Origin of the sequence: Paenibacillus sp. S-12 (assembly GCF_030363895.1) — a bacterium.
Classification (GTDB): Bacteria; Bacillota; Bacilli; order Paenibacillales; family Paenibacillaceae; genus Paenibacillus_B; species Paenibacillus_B alvei.
In genome coordinates this window covers 1-24090 of record NZ_JASIUF010000006.1, presented here as the reverse complement: position 1 = coordinate 24090, position 24090 = coordinate 1, and the positions used below count along the sequence as shown (strand labels likewise).

The 24090-nt window shown below is 56.3% G+C and carries 4 protein-coding genes; all 4 read right to left on the bottom strand.

Features of this window, described 5'->3' with window-relative positions:
* Window positions 1–6 precede the first annotated feature (6 nt).
* Window positions 7–18957, bottom strand: a complete 18951-nt coding sequence (locus NO352_RS06945) for a non-ribosomal peptide synthetase (protein WP_483311818.1) — start codon at window positions 18955–18957, stop codon at window positions 7–9.
* A 213-nt stretch (window positions 18958–19170) separates the two neighbouring features.
* Window positions 19171–20934, bottom strand: coding sequence for an ABC transporter ATP-binding protein (locus tag NO352_RS06940; RefSeq protein ID WP_289355186.1), 1764 nt, complete (start codon window positions 20932–20934; stop codon window positions 19171–19173).
* Window positions 20931–22757, bottom strand: a complete 1827-nt coding sequence (locus tag NO352_RS06935; RefSeq protein ID WP_268623061.1) for an ABC transporter ATP-binding protein — start codon at window positions 22755–22757, stop codon at window positions 20931–20933. Before NO352_RS06935 ends, NO352_RS06940 begins: the two co-directional genes overlap by 4 nt.
* Window positions 22747–24090, bottom strand: a 1344-nt coding sequence (locus NO352_RS06930; RefSeq protein ID WP_483311816.1) for a thioesterase domain-containing protein, incomplete at its 5' end; no start/stop codon positions are given. The genes NO352_RS06930 and NO352_RS06935, both read right to left, overlap by 11 nt.

Here is a 24090-nt window from a genome sequence, read left to right as displayed (position 1 = left end):
AAGGGATTAGAAAATAATATCAATGACCTCTAGCACATCTTGCTCCTGTTCGGATTGCCCGTTCAGGGAAATATCCTTCAACAGCACCGAAGGCTGTTCGCAAATTTGAGTGATGATTACGAGCAGGTTCTGAGCGAAATTGTCGATCAGATTGCGTGTGAACAACTTGGTGGCATATTCAAACTGCCCGTTCATTCCCTCATCCAGCAACGAAATGACCAAGGTAAGATCAAATTGGGAAACCGTATGCGTTTCCGGATAAGATTCGATCTTGATATCCCCGAAGTTTTGAACGTTATCTTCCTTGGTTTCCAGAGCAAACACGACATCGAATACAGGATTGCGGCTTTGATCTCGCGGAACCTGCAGCTTTTTCACAAGCTCCTCGAACGGATAATCCTGGTGGTCGTAGGCCCCCAGCATCGTTTCCTTGACTTCGTTCAAGTAAGCGAGGAACGTCTTCTCCCCGGACGGATAATGGCGAATCGCCAAAGTGTTGACAAACATTCCGATGAGCGGCTCCAGGTCGGCATGTGTGCGGCCCGAAACCGGCGTGCCTACAATGAAGTCTTCTTGTCCCGAGTACTTGCTGAGCAGGATTGAATAGGCTGCCGATAACACCATATAAAGGGTGGCACCGTTCTCATCGGCGATGCGCTGCAAGCTGTCGGTCATCTGCTTGTCGATGCTGAAAGGCACCACATCTCCCTTAAAGCTGCGAGCGGCAGGTCTGACAAAGTCCGTAGGCAGTTCAAGCGTCGGCAGTTCGCCTTCCAACACGTCCAGCCAGTAGGCTTCCTGACGTTTCAGCCGCTCTTTTACAGGTTCGGACTGCTGCCAAGCGGCGAATTCCTTGTATTGAATCCGAAGCGGTTCCAGCGTCTCGCCGTTATACAGGCGCAGCAGCTCTTCGACGAAGATGCCCATCGACATGCCATCCGTGACGATATGATGAATGTCCAGCATAAGCAGATGCCGTTCCGCTTCCCATTCGACTAAGCCCACACGCAGCAGCGGCGGCCGCTCCAAATCAAAGACACGTACAAAGCCGTCTACGATGCTCTTCGTTTCACTTTCCGTCACTTTCGTATACTCGACGGCAAACTTCAAGTCCGGATAAATCCGTTGTACCGGTACGCCGTCGACCATTTCGAAGCCGGTTCGCAAAATTTCGTGACGAGCGATCAATCCTTTGAGCGCCGCCTCGAATTGATTTCGTTCCAAGCGCCCGACGAGAACCGTCATGCCGGACATGTTGTAGCTAAGCTCGGCGCCTTCCATCTGCTGCTGGATGTACAGCCGTTTTTGCACGGAGGAAAGCGGATAGTAATCCCTCTTCTCCAGAACCGGAATGGAGAGGTGTTCCTGTCGCTCCAATTGGCTGATCGCTTCGGCCATCGCTTCGATGGTCGAGTGCCGGAACACATCGCGCAGCGGCAGGTCCACGCTCAGCTCCTTGTGCACCTTGCTGACCAGCGTCGTCGCCCGCAGGGAGTGCCCGCCGAGATCGAAGAAGTTGTCCGTCACGCCAATCGTGACCGGCCCGAGCACGTCCTGCCAGATAGCGACCAGTTTCGCCTCCAGTTCGGTGCGCGGCGCCACGTATTCGCGGCCTGCGCTTGCTCCCCCTTCCGGCGTCGGCAGCGCCTTCCGGTCAATTTTCCCGTTCGGCGTCAGAGGCAGGCGCTCCAGCTCCACGAAGTACGACGGGATCATGTAACCCGGCAGCTCGCTGGAAATCGCCCGTTTCAGATCTGCCGCCGTCAGTTCGCCATCCGTTGTGTAGTACGCGCACAGCGCTTTCTGCCCGTTCGCGTCACTTCGAACCAGCACCACCGCTTCGCGCACGCCTTCCACCCGCAGCAGCTGCGACTCGATCTCGCCCGTCTCGATCCGGTAGCCTCGGATTTTCGCCTGGTTGTCGATCCGGCCGATGAAGTCCACATTGCCGTCCTCCATCCACCGCGCCAAGTCTCCCGTGCGGTACAGCCGCTCGCCCGCGGAGAACGGACTGTCTACGAACTTCTCTTCCGTCAGGTCCGGACGGTTCAAGTACCCGCGTGCTACCCCGACTCCGCCAATGACCAGCTCGCCCAGCACCCCGACCGGCACCGGGTTTAGATGCGCATCCACAATGTAGAATTTCGCATTCAGCCACGCTTTGCCGATCGGCACATGGCCTGTCTGCGGCAGCTTCGTCAGCGGCTCGTCGTAGAAACTGGAGTCGATCGCTGCTTCCGTCACGCCGTAGGCGTTGATGATCCGGAACAATGAGCCGAAGCGTTCCTGCAAGGTCCGGTAATCCGCCACGCTGCAGCTGTCCGAGCTCGTGATCAACAGCTCCATCCCGCTCATATCCAACCGCTGATCGTGCACGTACTCCATGAACGGCACGATCAGCGCCGGCGTCGATTCGAAGATGGTGACCCGCTCCTGCTCCATCCAGTAGTGCAGACGAGACGGATCGATCCGGTCGTCCTTCGGCACAATCACCATCGTGCCTCCGTTATACAGCGTCCGCGCGATATCTCCCACGAACACGTCAAACGAGAAGCTTGCGAGCTGCAGCAGGCGCACCGGGAACTGATCCAACCGGTATTCCCGCCGGTAGCCCGCCGCCGTGTTCACCAGACTGCGGTGCTCGATCATCACGCCCTTCGGCTTGCCCGTCGTTCCCGACGTGTAGATCACATACGCCAGATCCTCCGCACGGGCTTCATGGAAGCTGCCCATGTCAACATTCGCATGGGTCTCATCGCCGTCATCCACAGCATCCGTCAGCTTGCCGGAGCCAATGACGGAGCCAATCGCCGCATTCGCCCGCTCCTCGCTGTACGACGCTTCGTCGTCGAGGTACAGCACCGCCGCCAGCGCCCGCTCCTCTCCGCCAAGCCAGGCTTCGGCGCGCTCTCGCAGCGGCATTTGCGTCAACAGTACCTTCGCTCCGCTGTCTTCAAGCATGAACCGCAGGCGGTCCGCCGGATAATCCGGGTCGAGCGGCACATACGCCCCGCCCGCTTTCCAGACGGCCAGCACGGCCACCAGCAAGTCCACCGAACGCTCGGCGAGAATGCCGACGATCGTCTCCCGGCCGATGCCGCTTGCGCGCAGCGTGGCCGCCAAGCGGTTCGCCCGCTCGTTCAGCTCCGCATACGTCAGCCGGTCGTCCTCGTACACGACGGCCTCCGCTTCCGGCGTGCGCTCCGCCTGTTCCTCGAACAGCCGGTGGAACGCCGCCACAGGAGCCGCTTCCGGCTGCACCGGGTTGAACGCGCCGAGAATTTGCTCTTTTTCCGCCGGTGTCAAAATGCCCAGCTCGGCAATAGTCGCCGACGGGTTGCGGAGAATGGATTCAAGCAGCTGCAAGTAGTGAGCGGCCAATTTCTCCACCGTTTCGGTTTTATAAAGAGCAGTGGCGTATTCAAACAGATACTCCAAGCCTTCCTCGATCTCCGTGACGTCCAAGCTGAGATCGAATTTAGAAACAATTTCTTCGCTGGCATACGTCGACAAATGGAGTCCGGGAAGCTGGATTTCCAAATTCTCTGTATTCTGCAAAGCAAACATCGTATCGAACAGCGGATTGCGGCTTAAATCACGAGCTACGTTCACCTTACCCACCAGTTCCTCAAACGGATAATTCTGATGTTCAAAAGCGCCCAGCGTCGTCTCCTTGATTTCCTTCAAGTAGTCAAGGAACGTCTTACCGGCAGCCGGATAACTGCGGATGGCCAGAGTATTGACGAACATTCCGATCAGCGGCTGAACGTCGCTGTGATTTCTTCCCGCAATCGGCGTACCGACCACCACGTCTTCTTGTCTTGTATATTTATGCAATAAAATTGTATACCCAGCAAGCAGAACCATGTAAAGCGTTGCGCCGTTCTCGGCTGCAAGCCGTTTCAGACCCTCGCTTTTCTCCTTATTCATAAACAATTGCAGTGTGCGGCCCTCGTAGCTCTGCATAGCCGGGCGCGGGTAGTCCGTCGGCAATTCCAAAACCGGCAGTTCTCCGCGGAACATGTCGAGCCAGTAGGCTTCCTGCTTGGCAAGCTGAGCTTTCTGCTCGTCCGATTGCTGCCATACCGCATAATCTTTGTACTGAATGCGGAGCGGCTCCAACGGCTCCCCGCTGTACAAGCGGACGAACTCTTCGATCAGTACATCCATCGAAACGCCGTCAGATACGATATGATGCGTATCGAACATCAGAATGTGCCGGTCCGGCGCCAGTTCGGCAAGGCCTACACGCAGAAGCGGCGGCTTCGCCAGATCAAACGGACGAACGAATTGGCGCACCGTTTCTTCCGCCTGCTCCCCGCTGATCTGCACATATTCCACCTGGAAGGCGGCTTCTTCGTAAATCCGCTGAACCGCTTCGCCTTTTACCATCTCAAAGCCGGTACGCAGCGTTTCATGACGAGCTACGAGCCCGCAGAACGCTTCTGCAAACCGCTGCCGGTCGAGCTCCCCTTCGAGCAGCATAGCTCCCGGTATGTTGTAGCTCAGCTCGCCTCCTTCCAACTGGTTCAAGATATAGAGACGTTTCTGAGCGGAAGATAGCGGATAATACTCGCTAGGTTCCGCAGCCGGAATAGCTGTGAACGAGCCGATCTCCAGCCGCTCCATAGCCGCGGCCATTTCCTCAACCGTCGAGTAGCGGAATACGTCGCGAAGCGGGAATTCAATGCCTAGCTCCTTATGCATTTTGCTGACCAGCGTCGTCGCCCGCAGGGAGTGTCCGCCGAGGTCAAAGAAGTTGTCCGTTACGCCTACCGCCTTCTCCCGAACAAGCACCTCCTGCCAAATGGCGGCCAGCTTCGCCTCCAGTTCGGTGCGCGGCGCCACGTATTCGCGGCCTCCGCCTGCTCCCCCTTCCGGCGCCGGCAGCGCCTTCCGATCGATTTTCCCGTTCGGCGTCAGAGGCAGGCGCTCCAGCTCCACGAAGTACGACGGGATCATGTACCCCGGCAGCTCGCTGGAAATCGCACGCTTCAGGTCAGCCGCCGTCAAGCCTTCTTCCGCTGTATAATAAGCGCACAAAGCTTTCTGACCTTCTTGATCTTCCCTGACGACAACGACCGCTTCCTTCACGCCACCTACACTCAGCATCTTCGCTTCGACTTCGCCCGTCTCAATCCGGTAGCCCCGGATTTTCGCCTGGTTGTCGATCCGGCCGATGAAGTCCACGTTCCCGTCCTCCATCCACCGCGCCAAGTCTCCCGTGCGGTACAGCCGCTCTCCCGCGGCGAACGGACTGTCTACGAACTTCTCTTCCGTCAGCTCCGGACGGTTCAAGTACCCGCGTGCTACCCCGACTCCGCCAATGACCAGCTCGCCCAGCACCCCGACCGGCACCGGGTTCAGATGCGCGTCCACAATGTAGAATTTCGCATTCAGCCACGCTTTACCGATCGGCACATGGCCTGTCTGCGGCAGCTTCGTCAGCTCCTCGTCGTAGAAGCTGGAGTCGATCGCCGCTTCCGTCACGCCATAAGCATTGATGATTCGGAACAACGAGCCGAAGCGTTCCTGCAAGGTCCGGTAATCCGCCACGCTGCAGCTGTCCGAACTCGTGATCAACAGCTCCATCCCGCTCATATCCAGCCCCTGCTCGTGCACGTACTCTAAGAACGGCACGATCAGCGCCGGCGTTGATTCGAAAATGGTGACCCGCTCTCGCTCCATCCAGTGGTGCAGACGAGACGGATCGATCCGGTCGTCCTTCGGCACAATCACCATCGTGCCTCCGTTGTACAGCGTCCGCGCGATATCTCCCACGAACACGTCGAACGAGAAGCTGGCGAGCTGCAGCAGCCGCACCGGGAACTGATCCAACCGGTATTCCCGCCGATAGCCCGCCGCCGTGTTCACCAGGCTGCGGTGCTCGATCATTACGCCTTTCGGCTTGCCCGTCGTTCCCGACGTGTAGATCACGTACGCCAGATCCTCCGGACGGGCTTCATGGAAGCTGCCCATGCCAATATTCGGATGGCTCTCATCGCCGTCATCCACAGCATCCGTCAGCTTGCCGGAGACCATGCCGAAACCAATCGCCGCATTCCCCCGCTCCTCGCTGTACGACGCTTCGTCGTCGAGGTACAGCACCGCCGCCAGCGCCAGCTCCTCTTCGCCGAGCCAGGCTTCGGCGCGTTCTCGCAGCGGCGTTTGCGTCAGCAGCACCTTCGCTCCACTGTCTTCAAGCATGAACCGCACGCGGTCCGCCGGATAATCCGGGTCGAGCGGCACATACGCCCCGCCCGCTTTCCAGACGGCCAGCACGGACACCAGCAGATCCATCGAACGCTCGGCGAGAATGCCGACGATCGTCTCCCGGCCGATGCCGCTTGCGCGCAGCGTGGCCGCCAAGCGGTTCGCCCGCTCGTTCAGCTCCGCATACGTCAGCCGGTCGTTCTCGTACACGACGGCCTCCGCTTCCGGCGTGCGCTCCGCCTGTTCCTCGAACAGCCGGTGGAACGCGGCCGCAGGAGCCGCTTCCGGCTGCGCCGGGTTAAACGCACCGAGAATTTGGTCTTTTTCCGCCGCCGTCAAAAGCTCCAACTGATTCACGCGGATATTCGGGTTAGCCGCAACCTTCTCCAGTGCCTGGGCAAAATGACCGTGGATCAGCCTGATGTCTTCCTCTCTGTACGTCAGCGCATTGTACGTAAACCGCAGCAAAATATGCTCTTCCGGAATGACGGTAATGTCCAGGTCGTAGTTCGTTTGCTCCGGCGACTGGATATTAGCGATTTTCAGCGCTTCTTTGTCACCGCCGACAACCTGCTCAATTTGTTCTTCCATCGGATAATTTTCAAAGACCATGATATGGTTGATCAAGTCGCGCTTTTGTTCGCTCAGCGACTGAATTTCGAACAGCGGGAACGTTTCGTAAGCTCCCGATGCCAGCGCTTGATCCTGGGTTTTTCTCAAGATATCGGCTACCGTCTCCTCGGCTTTGCCTTGAATACGAACCGGGATCGTATTGATAAACAGGCCGATCATGCTTTCGATGCCCGGAATTTCCGCTGGACGCCCGGATACAACGGAGCCGAATACGACATCCTCGCTGTTGTTGTATACCTGCAGAACCAGTCCCCATACAGTCTGCATAAACGTATTAAGCGTCACCTGCTGCTGGCGCGCCACCCGCTCGATTTGCCCGGTCAGTTCCTTGCTAAGTTCCACATCGATTTCAGCCGCTTCAAAAGCGCCCTGCTTCAGCTGCGTTTTCTCCTGAGGCAGCTTGGTCTGCTGATCGTAACCCGCCAAATACTCGGACCAGTAACGCGAAGCTTTCGCGGCATCTTGAGCTTCCAGCCATTCGATATACCGGGAGTACGAGGTAACCGGAGGAAGCTCCAGCGTCCGCTTCTCTTGGAACGCGAAGTAGGTGTCGAACACTTCCTTGATCATGAAGGACATGCACCAGCCGTCCATCAAAATGTGATGGTGACTCCAGATCACATGGTAGGATTCGTCGCCCGTGCGCAAAACGGTCACGCGCATAAGAGAGCCTTGAGCCAAATCGAACTTGTTCGCTTTATCCGCGCTGACGAAATCGGCTATCGTCTTCTCCGGGTCTTCATCGCTTGCCGAGCGAATATCTTCGAAGTACACTTCACACTTCCGCTCGCGGAATACCACTTGAATCGGCTCGTCCCTCCAGCCGGTAATAAAGTTGGTCCGTAGCGCCTCATTCCGCTGCACCAGCGTATCCAATCCTTGGGTGAAGGCTTCGACATTCAGGCTTCCGTTCAGATCGAAGGTCACCTGTTCGAAGTAAGCTTCCGAATCGGCATCCAGCAGGCTGTGGAACAACATCCCTTTTTGCAGCGGAGTCAGGGTGTATACATTCTCCAGTTCGCCGAGCGCCGCCGTATGTTCAGCCAACCGCTCCAGTTCCTCCACCGTCACATCTTGAAGCAGTACGTCGCTAGGCGTAAGCTCCGGCCGCTCTTTCGATACGCAATGGTTGATGACTTCACGCAAGCTCGATTGAAGCAGGGTGCCCAGGCGCTCTACCGTTTCCCGTTTATACTGGGTTTCCCCATAACGGATCGTGAGTTCCAGCACTCCTTCCGACACCATACCGTTGATATCGAGGACAAAATCCATCACTGCGTTCGGGCTTGAATCGGAGCCCGGGCTGAACGGAGACGACTGCGAGCCGCTGCTTTCGTAATCCTGGTCGAACTGACCCAAATAGTTAAAGCTGATCTCCGGCTCCAAAGCAAAGCACTCGCCGTCACGCGGCGCCGACAAATAGCGCAGGATGCCATAGCTGATTCCTTTGTTCGGAATGCGGCGCAAGCTTTCTTTCACCTGTTTCACCTGATGACCGAGCGACTGGGCGTGACATGGCTCCAGAACGACAGGGAATTGGCTTGTAAACCAGCCTACCGTGCGTGTAATATCCACATCCGGCAAAATATCTTCCCGGCCGTGGCCTTCGAGATTCACCAGCACGCGTCCCCGGCCGCTCCAAGCTTGTACCGCGAGGCCAAGCGCGGCAAGAAGCAAATCGTTCATTTCTGTATGGTAAGCACGGTGTGCCTGTTTCAGCAGCTGTTCAGTTTCCTCCGCCGTCCAGCGAACGGTCACGAGCCCGCTGTCCTTCAGCTTGGATCTGCCTTGTTCAAAATCTTTCGGAAGCGGCTCATAGGTCAATTGCTCGTTATGCTGCCAATACTCTCTTTCGCTTTCCAGCGCCGGATCGTTCGCATAACCGTTCGCATAATCAGCGAGCTGTTTCGCCCACGTTTGGAATGAATCCGTTTTGAGCGGCAGACGGATCGGCTGCCCTTGCAGCGCCTGCTCATAGCCGGCAGCAAAATCTTCAAGCAGAATCCGCCATGATACGCCGTCTACGACCAAGTGATGGATCGCGATGAGCAGGTGGTCGCCGTCGTCGCAGCGGAACAAGCCGAGCTTCACCAGCGGGCCGTTTTCCAGATCGATACTCGCTTGAATATCATTCGCCTTAGCCTCTACCGCGCCTTTCACGTCGCAGACTCCCCTGAAATCTACAACTTCCAGATCGAACAGCGCTTCGTTCTCCCCGGTGCCGCGGTTCCAGGCGGTATAGCCGCTCTCGGTTTGGCGGTAAACCGTACGGAGAGCATCGTGATGCACGATAAGTTGACGCACCGCTTGGCGTAAAGCTTCTTCGTCGAAGCCTTGCTTGGAGAACTGCATGAATGCCTGGTTGCTGTGATGCACGTCGGCCGGATTTTGTTCAAAGAACCAGCGCTGAATCGGGGTCAAGATGACCTCTCCCGTCACTTCGGCCTGGCTTGCCGTTCTCTCCACCGTTTGCAACTGCAAACTAAGGGCGGAAATCGTCGGATAATGGAACAAATCTTTCATGACCAGCTTGTACCCCGTTTGCAAAAGACGGGACGATACCTGCAAGGCCTTGATCGAATCGCCGCCGAGCGCAAAGAAATTGTCCATCGTGCCGACCTGATCCACGCCCAGCACTGACTGCCAGACCAACGCAAGTGCTTGCTCAGCAGGAGTACGAGGCGCCGTGTATGCAGCCTCAGCACGAATGCTTCCTTCCGGCACAGGCAGCGCTTTGCGGTCGATCTTCCCGTTCGGCGTAAGCGGCATTTGATCCAGGTGCATGATACGCGAAGGCACCATATGGGAAGGCAGTGCAGCGTCCAGATGGGCCACAAGCCCTTCCAGATCGAAGCTGGAACCCGCTACAACATACCCGCACAAATATTTCTGCCCCCGTTCATCCGTCCGAGCAATAACAAGCGCTTGACGCACGCCGGCAAAATTTTGCATGATCGCTTCAATTTCACCAAGCTCGATCCGATAGCCGCGAATTTTTACCTGGTTGTCGATCCGGCCGATGAAGTCCACGTTGCCGTCCGGCATCCAGCGCGCCAGGTCGCCCGTCCGGTACAGCCGCTCCCCTGCAACGAACGGGCTGTCTACGAATTTCTCCGCCGTCAAATCCGGGCGGTTCAAGTAACCGCGGGCCACACCCGCTCCGCCGATAACCAGCTCGCCCAACACCCCGATCGGCACCGGCTTCAGACTCGCATCCACGATGTAGAACTTGGCGTTCAGCCACGCTTTCCCAATCGGCACGCTGCCCGTCTTCGGCAGCTTATCCAGCGGCTCGTCATAGAAGCTGGAGTCAATCGCCGCTTCCGTTACGCCGTAGCTGTTAATAATACGGAACTGCGAGCCGAAGCGCTCCTGCAAGGTGCGGTAATCCGCTACGCTGCACGCATCCGAGCTTGTGACCAGCAACTGCATCGAGCTGAGATCCAGACCCTCGGCATACACATGCTCCATGAACGGCACGATCAGCGCCGGAGTCGATTCGAACACCGTCACGGCGTAGTCGCGAATCCAGCCGTAGAGGCGGGTTGGATCAATCCGGTCGTCCTTCGGCACGATGACCATAGTGCCGCCGTTGTACAGCGTCCGCGCAATGTCGCCGACGAACACGTCGAACGAGAAGCTGGCAAGTTGCAGCAGCCGGATCGGGAACTGATCCAGGCGGTAGTCCCGCCGGTAGCCCGCCGCCGTGTTCACCAGGCTGCGGTGTTCCACCGCCACGCCCTTCGGACGGCCAGTCGTACCGGAGGTGTAGATGACGTAAGCCAAATCGCGCGGCTTGTTCACATTCGCCGGATTCGAAGCAAGATCCGCTGCCAGTACGTTCTGCTCGGCTTCTGCCGTGGTTGACGTTTCGGCAGAAGCCGTTTCCGCTTGCTCCAAAGCCTCCGCCTCTGCGCCTGCTTCGCCCAAAGCTTGTACGCCCACAGCCACTTCCGCCGCTCCGAGGCTGTACGTCGCAGCGTCATCAAGTGCAAGCACCGTTTGCAGCGCTAGAGCTCCGTCGCTGCGCCAAACTTCCGCCTGCTCCAGCAGGCGGGTCTGCGTGAGCAGAACCGACGCCCCGCTGTCCGTGAGCATATACTCGATCCGCTCCGCCGGATAATCCGGATCAAGCGGCACATAAGCGCCGCCCGCTTTCCATACGGCGAGCACCCCGATCAACAGCTCCGCCGAACGGCCGGCCAGAATGCCGACCACCTGCTCCGGCTTCACTCCGCGCGCCCGCAGTGCATATGCCAGACGATTCGCTTTGGCGTTAAGCTCCGCATACGTCAGCTTGCTGTCTTCGTAGACAACCGCCAGCGCTCCAGGAGTGCGCTCCGCCTGCTCCTCGAACAGCTCGTGGAACGTCCTCTCTCTCCACGACTCATCCGCTTCCAAACCTGTACCCTCTGCGGCGGATTGCTTCGCAAGAGCCGAAGACGACACGTCAAACCCGACCAGCAAATCATGCTTTTCGCTGTCCGTCAATATGTCCAAATCCGAAATCCGCGCACCCGGCTGATCCAGGATCGACGCTAAAAGCTGCTCGTAATGACCCGCCAGCCGTACCATCGTTTCCTGTCTAAACAACGAGGTAGCGTACTCGATCTTGCAAACCAGTTCGTTATCGGCTTCCACGATATCTAAGCTAAGATCAAACTTTGCCGTCTTTTCCTCGATGTCAAACAGCGACCATTGCAAGCCTTCCAGGGTTAAATCCAAGCTTTCGTGCTTTTGCAAAGAAAACATGGTGTCAAACAGCGGATTCCGGCTTAAATCCCGGCTCACCTGAAGAGCTTCCACCAGCTCCTCAAACGGATAGTCCTGGTGCTCGTAGGCTCCAAGCGTCGTTTCCTTCACTTCCTGCAAGTAATCCAGGAACGTCCGTTCCGCCGCCGGACTCAAGCGAAGGGCCAGTGTATTGACGAACATGCCGATAATCGGCTGCAGGTCGGCGTGAGAACGGGCGGCAATTGGAGTGCCGACCACGATATCTTCCTGTCCCGCGTATTTATGAAGCAATACGGAGTACGCAGCCAGCAAAAGCATGTAAAGCGTCACTCCCGAATCGCCGGCAAGCCGTTTGAGAGCTTCGCTTTTCTCTGCATCCAGCGTAAACGTGAGCGTTCGACCGTCAAACTGCTGGACGGCCGGGCGGGAGAAGTCGAGAGGCAACTCAAGAACCGGAAGCTCGGAGCTGAATACCCCGCGCCAGTATTCCTCCTGCTGTTTGATACGCTGGCGCTGTTCCTCGGATTGCTGCCAAACGGCGTAATCCTTGTATTGAATCCGCAGCTCCGGCAATTCTTCGCCATTGTAAAGCCGCACGAATTCGCGCAGCAGCACGTCCATGGAAAGGCCGTCGGAACCAATATGATGAATATCCAGCGCAAGCAGGAATTTCTCTTTCTCCAGTTCGATCAGCAGGGCGCGCAGCAAAGGCGGCTGGGTTAAGTCAAAAGGCTGAATAAAGTCTTCAAGAATGGCCGCAACCTGATCTTCGCTTGCTTGAAGCTTCTCGACCTTGAAAGCTGCGAGCGGATGAATACGCTGTACTGGCTCCCCATTCACGATTTCAAAACCGGTGCGCAGCATATCGTGCCGGGCCACCAAAGCAGTCAGCGCCTTTTCCACTTTGGCCTCGTTCAAAGCCCCTTCCAATTGCAAGGCGCTTGGGAGGTTGTAATTCAGCTCCGAGCCATCCAACTGGTGCAGGACGTACAACCTTTTTTGTGCGGAGGAAACGGGATAGTACGCTCTCTCTTCCGCTTTCGGAATCGAGCTGTGCTGCGTTTCCTCCAAGCTGGCAATAGCCCCGGCCATCGACTCTACCGTCATATAGCGGAACACATCGCGCAGCGGAAGTTCGACGTTCATTTCCTTCCGAATCTTGCTGACAAGGTTCGTTGCCCGCAAGGAGTGGCCTCCAAGCTCGAAGAAATTGTCCAGAACTCCAATGCCGGAGTAACCCAGCACTTCCTCCCAGATCTTCACAAGCTGGGACTCCGTCCGGTTACGCGGCGCTACATATTCGACGCCCGTTTGCAAGCCGCCTTGCGGCTCCGGCAGCGCTTTGCGATCCACTTTGCCGTTGGTCGTCAGCGGCATGCGCTCCAGTTGCACGAAGTACGACGGGATCATGTACCCCGGCATTTCCTTGGCCAGTGAGGTTCTCATTTCACTGACCGTCAGTGTCCGATCCGCCACAAAGTAGGCGACAAGCGCCTTCTCGCCCCCGCCGTCCTGACGGGCGAGCACCACCGCTTCTTCCACGCCCTCGACGTTCAGAAGCTGCGTCTCGATTTCGTCCATCTCGATCCGGTACCCGCGGATTTTGACCTGGTGGTCGATCCGGCCCAGGTATTCGATGTTGCCGTCCGGCAGCCAAGCCGCCAAGTCGCCCGAGCGGTACAGTTTCTCCCCCTCCGCAAACGGGGAATCGACGAACTTCTCCGCCGTCAGATCCGGACGGTTCAGGTATCCTCTCGCAAGGCCTTCCCCGGCCACGTACATTTCGCCCGCTACGCCGATCGGCACTGGGCGGCGGTTTTCATCCAGGACGTACACCTTCAGCGTCGGGATCGGCTTGCCGATATTGCTCTTCGCCGCCTCCATTTCGACCCACGTGATTTCCTTATACGTCACGTGAACTGTCGTCTCGGTAATGCCGTACATATTGATCAGCTTCGTCTCCGGGTACTTCGTCTTGAAGCCCTTGAGCAGCAGCGGACTCAGCGCTTCGCCCCCGAAGATGACGTTGCGAATCCGCAGATCGTACGGATGATCCGCCAAGACCTCACGCAGCAGCTGGTAGAAGTACGTTGGCGTCTGATTCAAAATCGTGACCTCTTCGCGGCCCAGCAGCGCCAGGAACTCGGCCGGATTTTTCGCCGTGAGCGGCGGTACGATGACCAGCTTGCCTCCGTACAGCAGCGCTCCGTACATTTCCCAGACGGAGAAATCGAAGCAGAACGAGTGGAACAGCGTCCACGTGTCGGATGGCCCGAAGTCGAACAGGTTCTTGTCGTTGAACAGGAGGCGCACGACGTTCTTATGCTCGATCAGCGTTCCTTTCGGTCTGCCGGTCGTTCCCGACGTGTAGATGACATAAGCCAGGTTGTCCGGCCCGGAAATCGGCTCCAGGTTCGAAGCACCCAGCGCACCTTCGGAGTCCGCCCCTCTATCGCCCCAAACGAAATCATCCAATTCGAGACGCGTTCCTGCGAAGTCGGTCTTCTCGTGCAGATGCTTTTGAATCAGCAATAACGGCGCGCCCGAATCCTCGATCATGAAGCGGATGCGCTCCTCCGGGTAGTCGGGATCGACAGGCACGTAGGCTCCGCCCGCTTTGAGAATCGCCAGAATGCCGACGACCATATCGAGCGAGCGTTCGGCCAGAATCGCTACCAGTTGGTCCGCTTCTACTCCCGTCTCCCGCAGCTTCCGCGCAAGGCGGTTGGATCGCTCGTTCAGCTCGCGGTAGGTCAGCTGCCGCTCGTTCATGACGGCGGCCACGTTGTCCGGGTAAAGCTCCGCCTGCTCTTCGAACAAGCCGTGAATCGTCTGCTGCCGCGGGTAGTCCGCCTCCGAATCGTTGAAACCGCGCACCAGTTCGCGGATTTCCTCCTCCGTGAGCATTTCCAGCGAGGCAATATCCCCGTCCGGCGCTGCTGCGATGGTTTCTAACAGCTTGTCATAATGTTTGGCGAACCGTTCCGCGGTCTCCTGTTTATACAAAGCCGTAGCGTACTCCAACCGGCATTCGAGCTGACCATCCAGCTCCGAAATATCCAAGAGCAGCTCGAACTTGGATGTTTGGTTTTCCAGCGGATAAAATGATTGCTCCAGCCCCTCAATGACAATTTGCTCGTTCTCCGTATTTTGCAGGGAGAAGAACGTATCAAAGAGCGGATTTCGCCCGGTCGCGCGCGGAATGTGAAGACTTTCCACCAAGTCTTCGAACAAATAATTTTGGTGTTCGAAAGCCCCGAGCGTGATGTCCTTGATTTCTTCCAGGTACGAAAGGTACGGCTTGGAACGCTCCGGACGACTGCGAATGGCCAGCGTATTGATAAACATTCCTACGATCGGCTGCACTTCTTCCTGCGTTCTTCCGGCAATCGGCGTTCCGACGATCAGATCTTCCTGACCCGAATATTTATGCATAAGGATGGAGTAAGCCGACAGCAGCACCATGTACAGGGTCGTCCCCGTCCGTGCCGCCAGCTCCTTCAGCTTCTTCGTCCGCTCTTTCCCGATATAAAACTTCACGGTTCGCCCATCAAAGCTTTGCACCGCTGGCCGCGGGAAGTCCGTCGGCAGCTCCAAGATCGGCAGCTCGCCTGACAGCTGTTCCAACCAGTACTCCTTCTGCGGCTGGAGCATCTGCCCGTAAGCTTCGGAATGCTGCCAAACGGCATAATCTTTGTATTGAATGCGCAGCGGTGCCAGCTCCTCGCCCCGATACAGGCGGCTGAACTCGTCGAAGAGCAGCGCTGTCGATATGCCGTCCGAGACGATATGGTGCATATCGAACAGCAGAATGTGGCGATCCTCGGCGACTTCGATCAGACCGATGCGGAAAAGTGGCGGCTTGGTCAGATCAAACGGGCGATAGTAAGCTTCCACCACTTGATCCACTTCCCGCTCGCTCGCCTGGAAATAATCAACAGAAAACTCCACCTCGTCATAGATGCGCTGCACAAGCTCGCCTTGAACCTGCTCAATCCCGGTACGCAGCGTCTCATGGCGCTGAATCAGCGCCCGGAATGCGTGCTCTACGCGCGTGCGATCCAGCTTACCTTCGAGAAGAAGCGCCGCCGACATATTGTAGCTGCGCTCTGCCCCGTCAAGCTGGCGCAGTACGTACAGACGCTTTTGCTCGGATGAAACCGGATAGTACTCGGCCTCAGCCGCCTTTGTAATTTCATACGTCTCCTGCTGCTTTAAACCGCCGATTCTTTGGGCCAGCTGTTTGATCGTGGTGTAGCGGAAAACGTCCCGCAGCGGAACCTCGACTTGCAGCTCTTTCCGAATCTTGGAAACCAGCGTGGAGGCTCGCAAGGAATGACCACCCAGGTCAAAGAAATCGTCTTCGACTCCAACTCGCGCAATACCCAGCACCTGCTGCCAAATGAGAGCAAGTCTTGTTTCCAGCGTTGTGCGAGGAGCCACATACTCACGGCCTGCTTCTACCTCTCCGGTCGGTTCAGGCAGCGCTTTACGATCAATTTTGCCGTTCGGAGTAAGTGGAAGCTTATCAAGAGACACCAGCCGGGCCGGGACCATATGGGTCGGCAGCTCTTGCTTCAATTGGGACAGCAGATCGCTCAGCTGCAAGGAAGTATCCGCCGCCACGTAGCCGCACAAATACTTTTGCCCCTGCTCATCCGTACGGTCGGTCACCACAGCCTGCTTGACGCCCGGGAAACGCAGCAGGGCCGTTTCAATTTCACCGAGTTCAATCCGGAACCCGCGAATTTTCACCTGATAGTCGATCCGGCCGATGAAGTCGACGTTGCCGTCTTCCAGCCAGCGGGCCAAATCGCCTGTCCGGTACAGACGTTCGCCCGGCACAAACGGGCTGTCCGCAAATTTCTCGGCGGTTAGGTCCGGACGGTTCCAGTACCCGCGCGCCACCCCGGCGCCGCCGATGACAAGCTCGCCCGGAACCCCTACAGGAACCGGATTTAACGCGGCATCGACAATGTAAAACCGGGCGTTCAGCCAAGCTTTGCCGATCGGCACATGACCCGACGGCGGCAGCTTATCCAGCGGCTCACTGTAAAAGCTGCTGTCAATGGCCGCTTCGGTAACGCCATAGCTATTGATGATGCGGAATTGTCCGCCGAATCTTTCCTGCAGCAATCGGTAATCGTTGACACTGCAAGCATCCGAGCTGGTAATCAGCAACTGCATGGAGCTAACGTCCAGCCCTTCTTCATAAATATGCTGCATGAATGGCAGGATGAGCGCAGGCGTCGATTCGAATACCGTAATGTTTTGCTCCCGAATCCAGCCGTATAAGCGGTTCGGGTCAATCCGGTCATCCTTCGGCACAATCACCATCGTACCTCCGTTATACAGCGTCCGCGCGATGTCTCCGACAAACACGTCAAACGAAAAGCTGGCCAACTGCAGCAGCCGCACCGGGAACTGATCCAACCGGTACTCGCGACGGTACGCATCCGCCGTATTCACGAGACTACCGTGCTCGATCATGACGCCTTTCGGGCGTCCCGTCGTACCCGAGGTGTAAATCACATAAGCCAAGTCTTGCGGGGCACTATCGGCAGATTCAAATTCCACGGCTAAGGCATCCCTGTTATAAATCTGTTCATCGTCCATGGCATAGACAGCTTGAAGTTTCAGCCGGTCATCGGCCAACCAACCTCCGGCCCGCTCCAACAGATGACGCTGCGTAAGCAGTACCGATGCACCGCTATCGCTGAGCATGTATTCAATCCGCTCCACCGGATAATCGGGATCCAGCGGTACATAGGCTCCGCCGGCTTTCCAAACGGCGAGCACCCCGACCAGCAGGTCCACCGAACGCTCCGCCCAGATCCCCGTAATCGTCTCCCTTCCCACGCCCTGTTCGCGAAGGAGAGAAGCCAGCCGCTCGGCGCGTTCGTTCAATTCGCCGTAGGTCAGCTGCTTGTCCATGTAGACGACTGCCGGATGATCCGGAATTTCCCGGGCAAACTTTTCAACATACCGATGAAATGCTTCTCCCTCGTTCAGCTCTGTCATCGGCGGGTTAAAAACGCCCAGAATGCGGTGTCTCTCCTCATCGCTCAGCAGAGAAATCTCGCGTACCGGCAGTTCGGGAGTCTGAAGAAACTGGTCCAGAACGGTTATATACTGTTCCATAATCCGATCAATCTCGGCCGTCTCGAACAGGCCGGTACGATAGGAAGCATGGAGAATGACATGACCTTCATTCAGCATATGGTCGAAGCGCAGCAGCAAATCGTCCATCTCATGCCTAGCGAAGTGAGTCTCCAAGCGTACTTTGATTTCTTCGTACTCCACGATTTTCAAAGGCAGATATTCCAGAGACGTGCGGAACAGCCCCGAAAGATCGTTGCGGCCGTGTTGTTCGCGTAAATCCTGGATCAATTGGTTATAAGGGTATTTCTGATACCGCAAATCCGCCGTATTTTCCTTGGAAACTGTTTGGATCAAGGAGAGCACGTGCCCGTCTGGATTCAGACGAATCCGCGTGGCCACGGTACTGACGAACATGCCGATCGTTTCTTTTTCCTTCTTGCTGGTGCGATTGGCGAACACCGTGCCGACCGGAATATCGGTGCTATCGGTCAGCTTGTACAATAAGGTGTACATGGCGGACAGAAATAACGTATATATGCTGACCTGATATTGTTCGCTGAAGGCCAGAATGCGTTCATACCGGGAACCGTCCAAAGTGATGGCCCGTTTATTGGATTCACTGCCGATCGCGAATGGCGGATACGATTTAATGCCGGTCGTTTCTGGCAAAGTGTTGTACTTCGTCAGCCAGTATTCCTTGCCTTTTTGATAACGCTCCGATTGCTCATATTCACACTCCGCGGAAATATAATCCAGATAGGATGGGGCCTGATAACTGCTGGAGATGCCTTTGCGCAGTTCCAGGTATTTTTCCATCACCGCATGCAGCAAAGCATTGACGGACAAGCCGTCGGCGATAATATGATTTACCGTCAAATTGAGCCATACATGGCCGTTCGCAAAGTGGATAATCGTAAATTGGTGGAGGTGTTCGTCGAACACGCTGGCCGGTTTTTCGCTTACTTCTTTCACCCAAGCATAGAATTGTTCGGTTGTGCCTATTTCGAGGCGGCTTATCCTAGCTTGGACATTCTCCGGCTCTTCGAACCACTGCGTTGGATTTTGCAAATCTCCGCTAATGCGGATTCGGAAAGCGTCATAGGTTTTGACGATCTCCGCCGCAGCTTGCTCCAGAAGCTGTGTGTCGATCTGGCCCGTAATCTGGTAGGTCGCGGAAAGCATCGTGATGGACGTTCCCGGATTCATAATTTCCATGAACCATATTCGACGCTGGGCTTGCGTTAATCCGTATTGCTCGTTGGTATTCTCTCTCACATCGACACACTCCCGTTTTAGAGATTCTTTAAAGAGGTTGTTCAAAAAAGTCATGTTTTGATCACGAAGTGTCACAGGAAGTTTATTCGACATCGAATCTTGCGTTCACCCTCGAAGTCCGTTGCTCATGTAGTTTTGCCTACACTCCGCTACTCCTTCTTCGGGTTCTCACAACCTTCTCGGTGCTGAAAATCTGACTTTTTGAACACGCACTTATAGATAGGATTTGTACCTAGGAATCCGCCCGCCGTACAGCCGGGCGTAATACCCCCCGAGCGCCAGCAGGTCCTGATGGCAGCCCCGTTCGACGACCGTCCCTTGGTCCATGACGGTAATCAAATCCGCATGTTCCACGGTGCTGAGACGGTGCGCGATCAGAATGGTGGTGCGCCCCTTCATCAATACATTCAGGGCCTGCTGTACCCAATGCTGGGATTCGTTATCCAGCGCGGAAGTCGCTTCGTCCAGCAGCAGAATCGGGGCGTTTTTGAGAATCGCCCGGGCAATCGCAATTCGCTGCCTTTGTCCGCCCGACAACGACGCTCCTCGCTCTCCCACTGGCGTTTTATACTGTTCAGGAAGTTCCTGAATGAAACGGTGAGCGTACGCCGCTTTGGCTGCTTCGATCACTTCTTCATCCGTTGCATCCGGGTTGCCGTAGCGGATATTTTCCTCAATCGTGCCGGTAAACAAGAACGGCTCCTGCGGAACGTATGCAATCTTCCTGCGGATTTCATCAAGCGTGTAATGGCTGAACGGTTTCCCTTGGAGCAGGATTTCTCCGCTGTCCACAGGATAAAAGCCGAGCAGCAGCTTGATCAGCGTACTTTTTCCGCTGCCGCTGGCCCCCACGATAGCAGCGACCTGGCCGGGAAACACCTGCATGGACATGTCGACAAGCACCTTTTTATCCGCCTGATAGGAAAACTCCACATCGCGAAACTCCACCGCAGCCTCCGACACAAGCTCGCTGTGAGGAGATCCCAAACGCTCCGGTTCCTCTTCCTCTCTTAGTACCTCCTGAATCCGGTGAGCGCCCGCGAGCGAATTTTGGGTCATCGACAGAACCACGCCTAAGTTCAACAAGGCGTGCGTCAGATTCACTTGCAGAACCGCAAGGGCGGCGACGCTTCCCATTCCCATCAGTCCGTAGGCATAAAGAAGACTGCCGATGACGATGATGCCGCAGAACGTGACGTAGCTGATAAAATGGTTCACCGCAGCCTGCATGCCGTTCTTCTGCGCGGTTTGCCGAAGCGTCTGCGTCATTTGTTCGTTCAACGCCTCGAACTGGCCGTAAATCGTGCGGATGCGGAACAGCTTCACAATTTGAATACCGCCCATAAAATCTTTGAATTTCTCGGTCATTTTACCGAGCGTTTGCAAGCCTTGTTCGGACAAGGCGCGAATATCCCGCGCAAATTTCAGGCTGACCACGGAGGACAGCAGCAGAATGACGAAGGATACGCCGGCAAACCGCCAATCGATCAACACCATGGAGACAATGGAGCCGATGCAAAACACAACTTGAAGCAGCAAAACGAAGTAAACCTGCGAGAATGTAAACTCAACGGTCGTTACGTCGTTGTTCACCCGCGACAGCAAGTCCCCATGGTGCGTCTGCTCCAGGAATCTCAGCCGCACCCGGCACAGCTTGTCATAAAGACGTTTGCGTATATTCAGCACAGTCAGTTCGACACTGCGCTGGTATAAGTAAATGAACCAGGGAGAAATCACATTTTCCAGGAACAGCACCGCGCCCAAAATAATAAAGGCTTCCACCATTAGGGACGTATCTCGGGACACGGCGAAATCAACCAAGTTATGTACGACCAAACTGAAGGCGATCAGGAACAATGTCTGGGAGAGCGCCGTCACGGCCAGGCCAATGGCGTACTGGGTTTTGCGCTTGCGGTTCATAAAGGTCAGCAAGTATCCGAGTTCTTTCACTTGCGAGAGCCATCCGCCCTTTTTCATGTGTACGCCACCTCCCTGCATTCGGCAGACTCGGTAAATTCCTGGTAGTACGACTGGGCGTATAGTCCCTTCCTCTCCAGCAATTGTTCATGAGTGCCCTTTTCCACAATATTTCCTTGTTCCATGACCCAAATTTCGTCGGCGTTTTGTACTGTAGAAAGCCGGTGGGCAATAACCATGGTCGTTCTATTCTTCATCAATACGCCCAGCGCTTCCTGAACCGCGCTTTCCGACTCCGGATCAAGAGCCGACGTTGGCTCGTCCAGCAGCAGAACGGGAGCATCCTTCAGAAAAGCCCGGGCCATTGCAATGCGCTGGCGCTGCCCGCCGGACAAAAAGCCTCCGCGCTCTCCGACATACGTCTGGTATCCGCCCTCAAGCTGCATAATGAAGGAATGCGCCTGAGCGGCTTTGGCGGCTTCGATAATCTCGTCCATCGACGCTTCTTCCCGCCCGTAGCCGATATTTTCGGCGATCGTGCCGCTAAACAAATATGAATCCTGGGTTACCACGGAAAAATGCGACCGAAGCTGCTCCGGATCGGCGCCGTCGATCCGGCTGCCGAACACGCGGATCTCACCCTGATCCTCCGGAAGCGGATAAAATCCGCATACAAGCTTAATCACCGTGCTCTTCCCTCCGCCGCTCGCTCCGACAAGCGCGATCGTCTTCCCTTCCGGCACCGAGAAGCTAACATTCCGAAGGATCGGGGAGCTCTCCTCATACCCGAAGGTTACGTTCTGAAACTCGATGGGGGCGGTGCTCGCTTTCGGCAGCGAACGGCCATTTTCCGTTTCGGTCGGCTGCTCGACGATTTCGGAGACCCTTCTCAGGGCACCGGCCATTTCGAACGTCCGCGTGATGAGCTCGGGTATATGCTCCAGAGGCTCCAGACACAGATTCAGCAAGTACAGGAAGGCGATCAGCGCTCCCGCGCCTAGCTGCCCGTTGTAGATCAAATAGCTTCCGTAACTGACGGCAAAAATGATCGGGCTGATCATCAGCGTGGAAAGCAGGGGGTTGACCCAGGCTTCCCGCTTTTTCACAGCCAGCTTTTTTTGGGCCGTCAATTGCAGCATCACTTGGTAGGAGCGAGATAACATGCCGGATAGCAGGTAGCTTTTCACAATAGGCATACCCCCAAGCGTATCCTGGAGGTTAACGTTCATTCGGCCCATGTTTGCCTGGGCTTCCTCCGTCAACCGCTCCAACTGCTTGCCAATCCATTGGGAAACCAGCAGCGCCACGGGAAACAACAGCAGGCTGGACAGCATCAGCTCCCATTGGAGGTAGATCAAATAAGCAAAACAGCCGATGAACAATAGCGGATGATAAAACCACTGGGCAAGGTCCCGAATCATAAACTGCTGGATAAGCTGCAGGTCGTTGTTGATCCGCGACAACACGTCGCCCGAGTGCTGCTTTTCCAAATAGGAGACCGGGAGTTTGCCGATATGACGCATGACGTGGTTGCGGATATCCTGCACCGCAGAGGCGCTGCTTCGCTCCACACCGAAGCTCATGAAAAACTTCGCCGGTACACCGATCAAGATGACCACAAAGACCGTGTATACGATTTGCAGAACGAGTGGCCCCGCCCCCTTCTCGGCCTGGGTGGTCAGCTGCTCGATCAAACTTCCCGTCCATATCTCAATAACGGCGGCGGCAATTGCGGACAAGGTACCGACGATCATCCAGCCTTTGTGACGGCTTACATAGGACATCAGCCAGCGGAACGCTTTCCAGGTGGCGTAAGCGGTTTGGCGCTTGGAAGGCGCCGCTGTGCCTTGTTCTTGAACAGACGGCTGTCGGTCAGCTTCCATGCAGTACCCCGGCCTCCGCTTCGATCTGCCGCTTGACTTGCTCTAAGATATCCCGGATGACAACGGCCGTTTCGTCCACGCGCGCGAGTTCCAGCAATTCCTCGTGCGCGCCCTCCAGCCGGTAATCGGCGTAAGCTTGCGTCGTTGCCCCCCGCCAGGATGGCAATTGGTGCTCCAAGCGGAACGCTTCGCTGTCCTTCGCAATCAATTCGTAAATCCGGGCCGGGATCGTGCCGGAGTTAATAAGCTGCGCTTCGTACGCCAAAGTCGCTTTGACCTTCTGATGAACCCGCTCCCGCACAAGCTGGTTGCTCATTAATTCCTTCTCTTCTTCGTCGAAATCGGCAAGCATTTCTTCAAGCTCTTTCTCTGACGTTTCGGATGGCGTCAGCATGTCCTTAATCCACGAGTCCACCATGAGTACGTCCGTTACGGAATACCCTCTTTTCTCCATCGTTTTGGCTACCTCGAACGTCAGGTTGCCCCCGAAGCAGTAGCCGAGCAGCACGTAAGGTCCTTCGGGCTGGATGCGGACGATCTCGTCCACATAACGGTTCAGCATGGTCTCGTAATCAGCGGCATCGTCGATAAAATCAATGCCGTAAAGCACGAATCGGCCGTCGAGCCTGCTTGCGAGCTCCCGGTAACCTATGCCGAAGCCGCTGCCCGGAGGGAAGCAGAACACGTTCAGATCTCCTGCTTTATTCAGCTTAATGAAGGAGTCTCCCCCATTATCCAGGCCCAGATCCCCCTCTCCGAAAGCCATGGCTTCAACGGTTACATGATGGAATTGGCGGTTCAGCGGTATCTCAATGCCCGTTTCATCGTAAACGGCTTGAACGAGCCTCATCAGACTTAACGAATTGCCGCCCAACTCAAAAAAGTTATCCTTTACGCCGACCTGTGGAACGCCAAGCGTATCCTGCCAGACGCGGGCGATCTTCATTTCGAGCAGCGTTCTCGGCGCAACATATTCCGCTCCTCTGACCGCGGATTCCTCCGGCGCGGGCAGCGTTTTACGGTCGATTTTCCCGTTGGGGGTCAGCGGCATCCGCGAAAGCTGCACGAGGTGCGAAGGAATCATATACCCTGGAAGCTGCTTGGCGAGCTCCTCCTTGAGTTCATGCGCCGCCAGCCTCGTTTCCGCGACGTAGTAAGCGACAAGCTGCTTTTGGCCGTTCGCGTCGTCGCGGTCGAGCACCTTGGCTTCTTGCACAGCGGCGATCTTCAGCAACTGCGTCTCGATTTCGTCCAGTTCGATCCGGTACCCGCGGATTTTCACTTGGTGGTCGATCCGGCCCAGATATTCGATGTTGCCGTCCGGAAGCCAAGC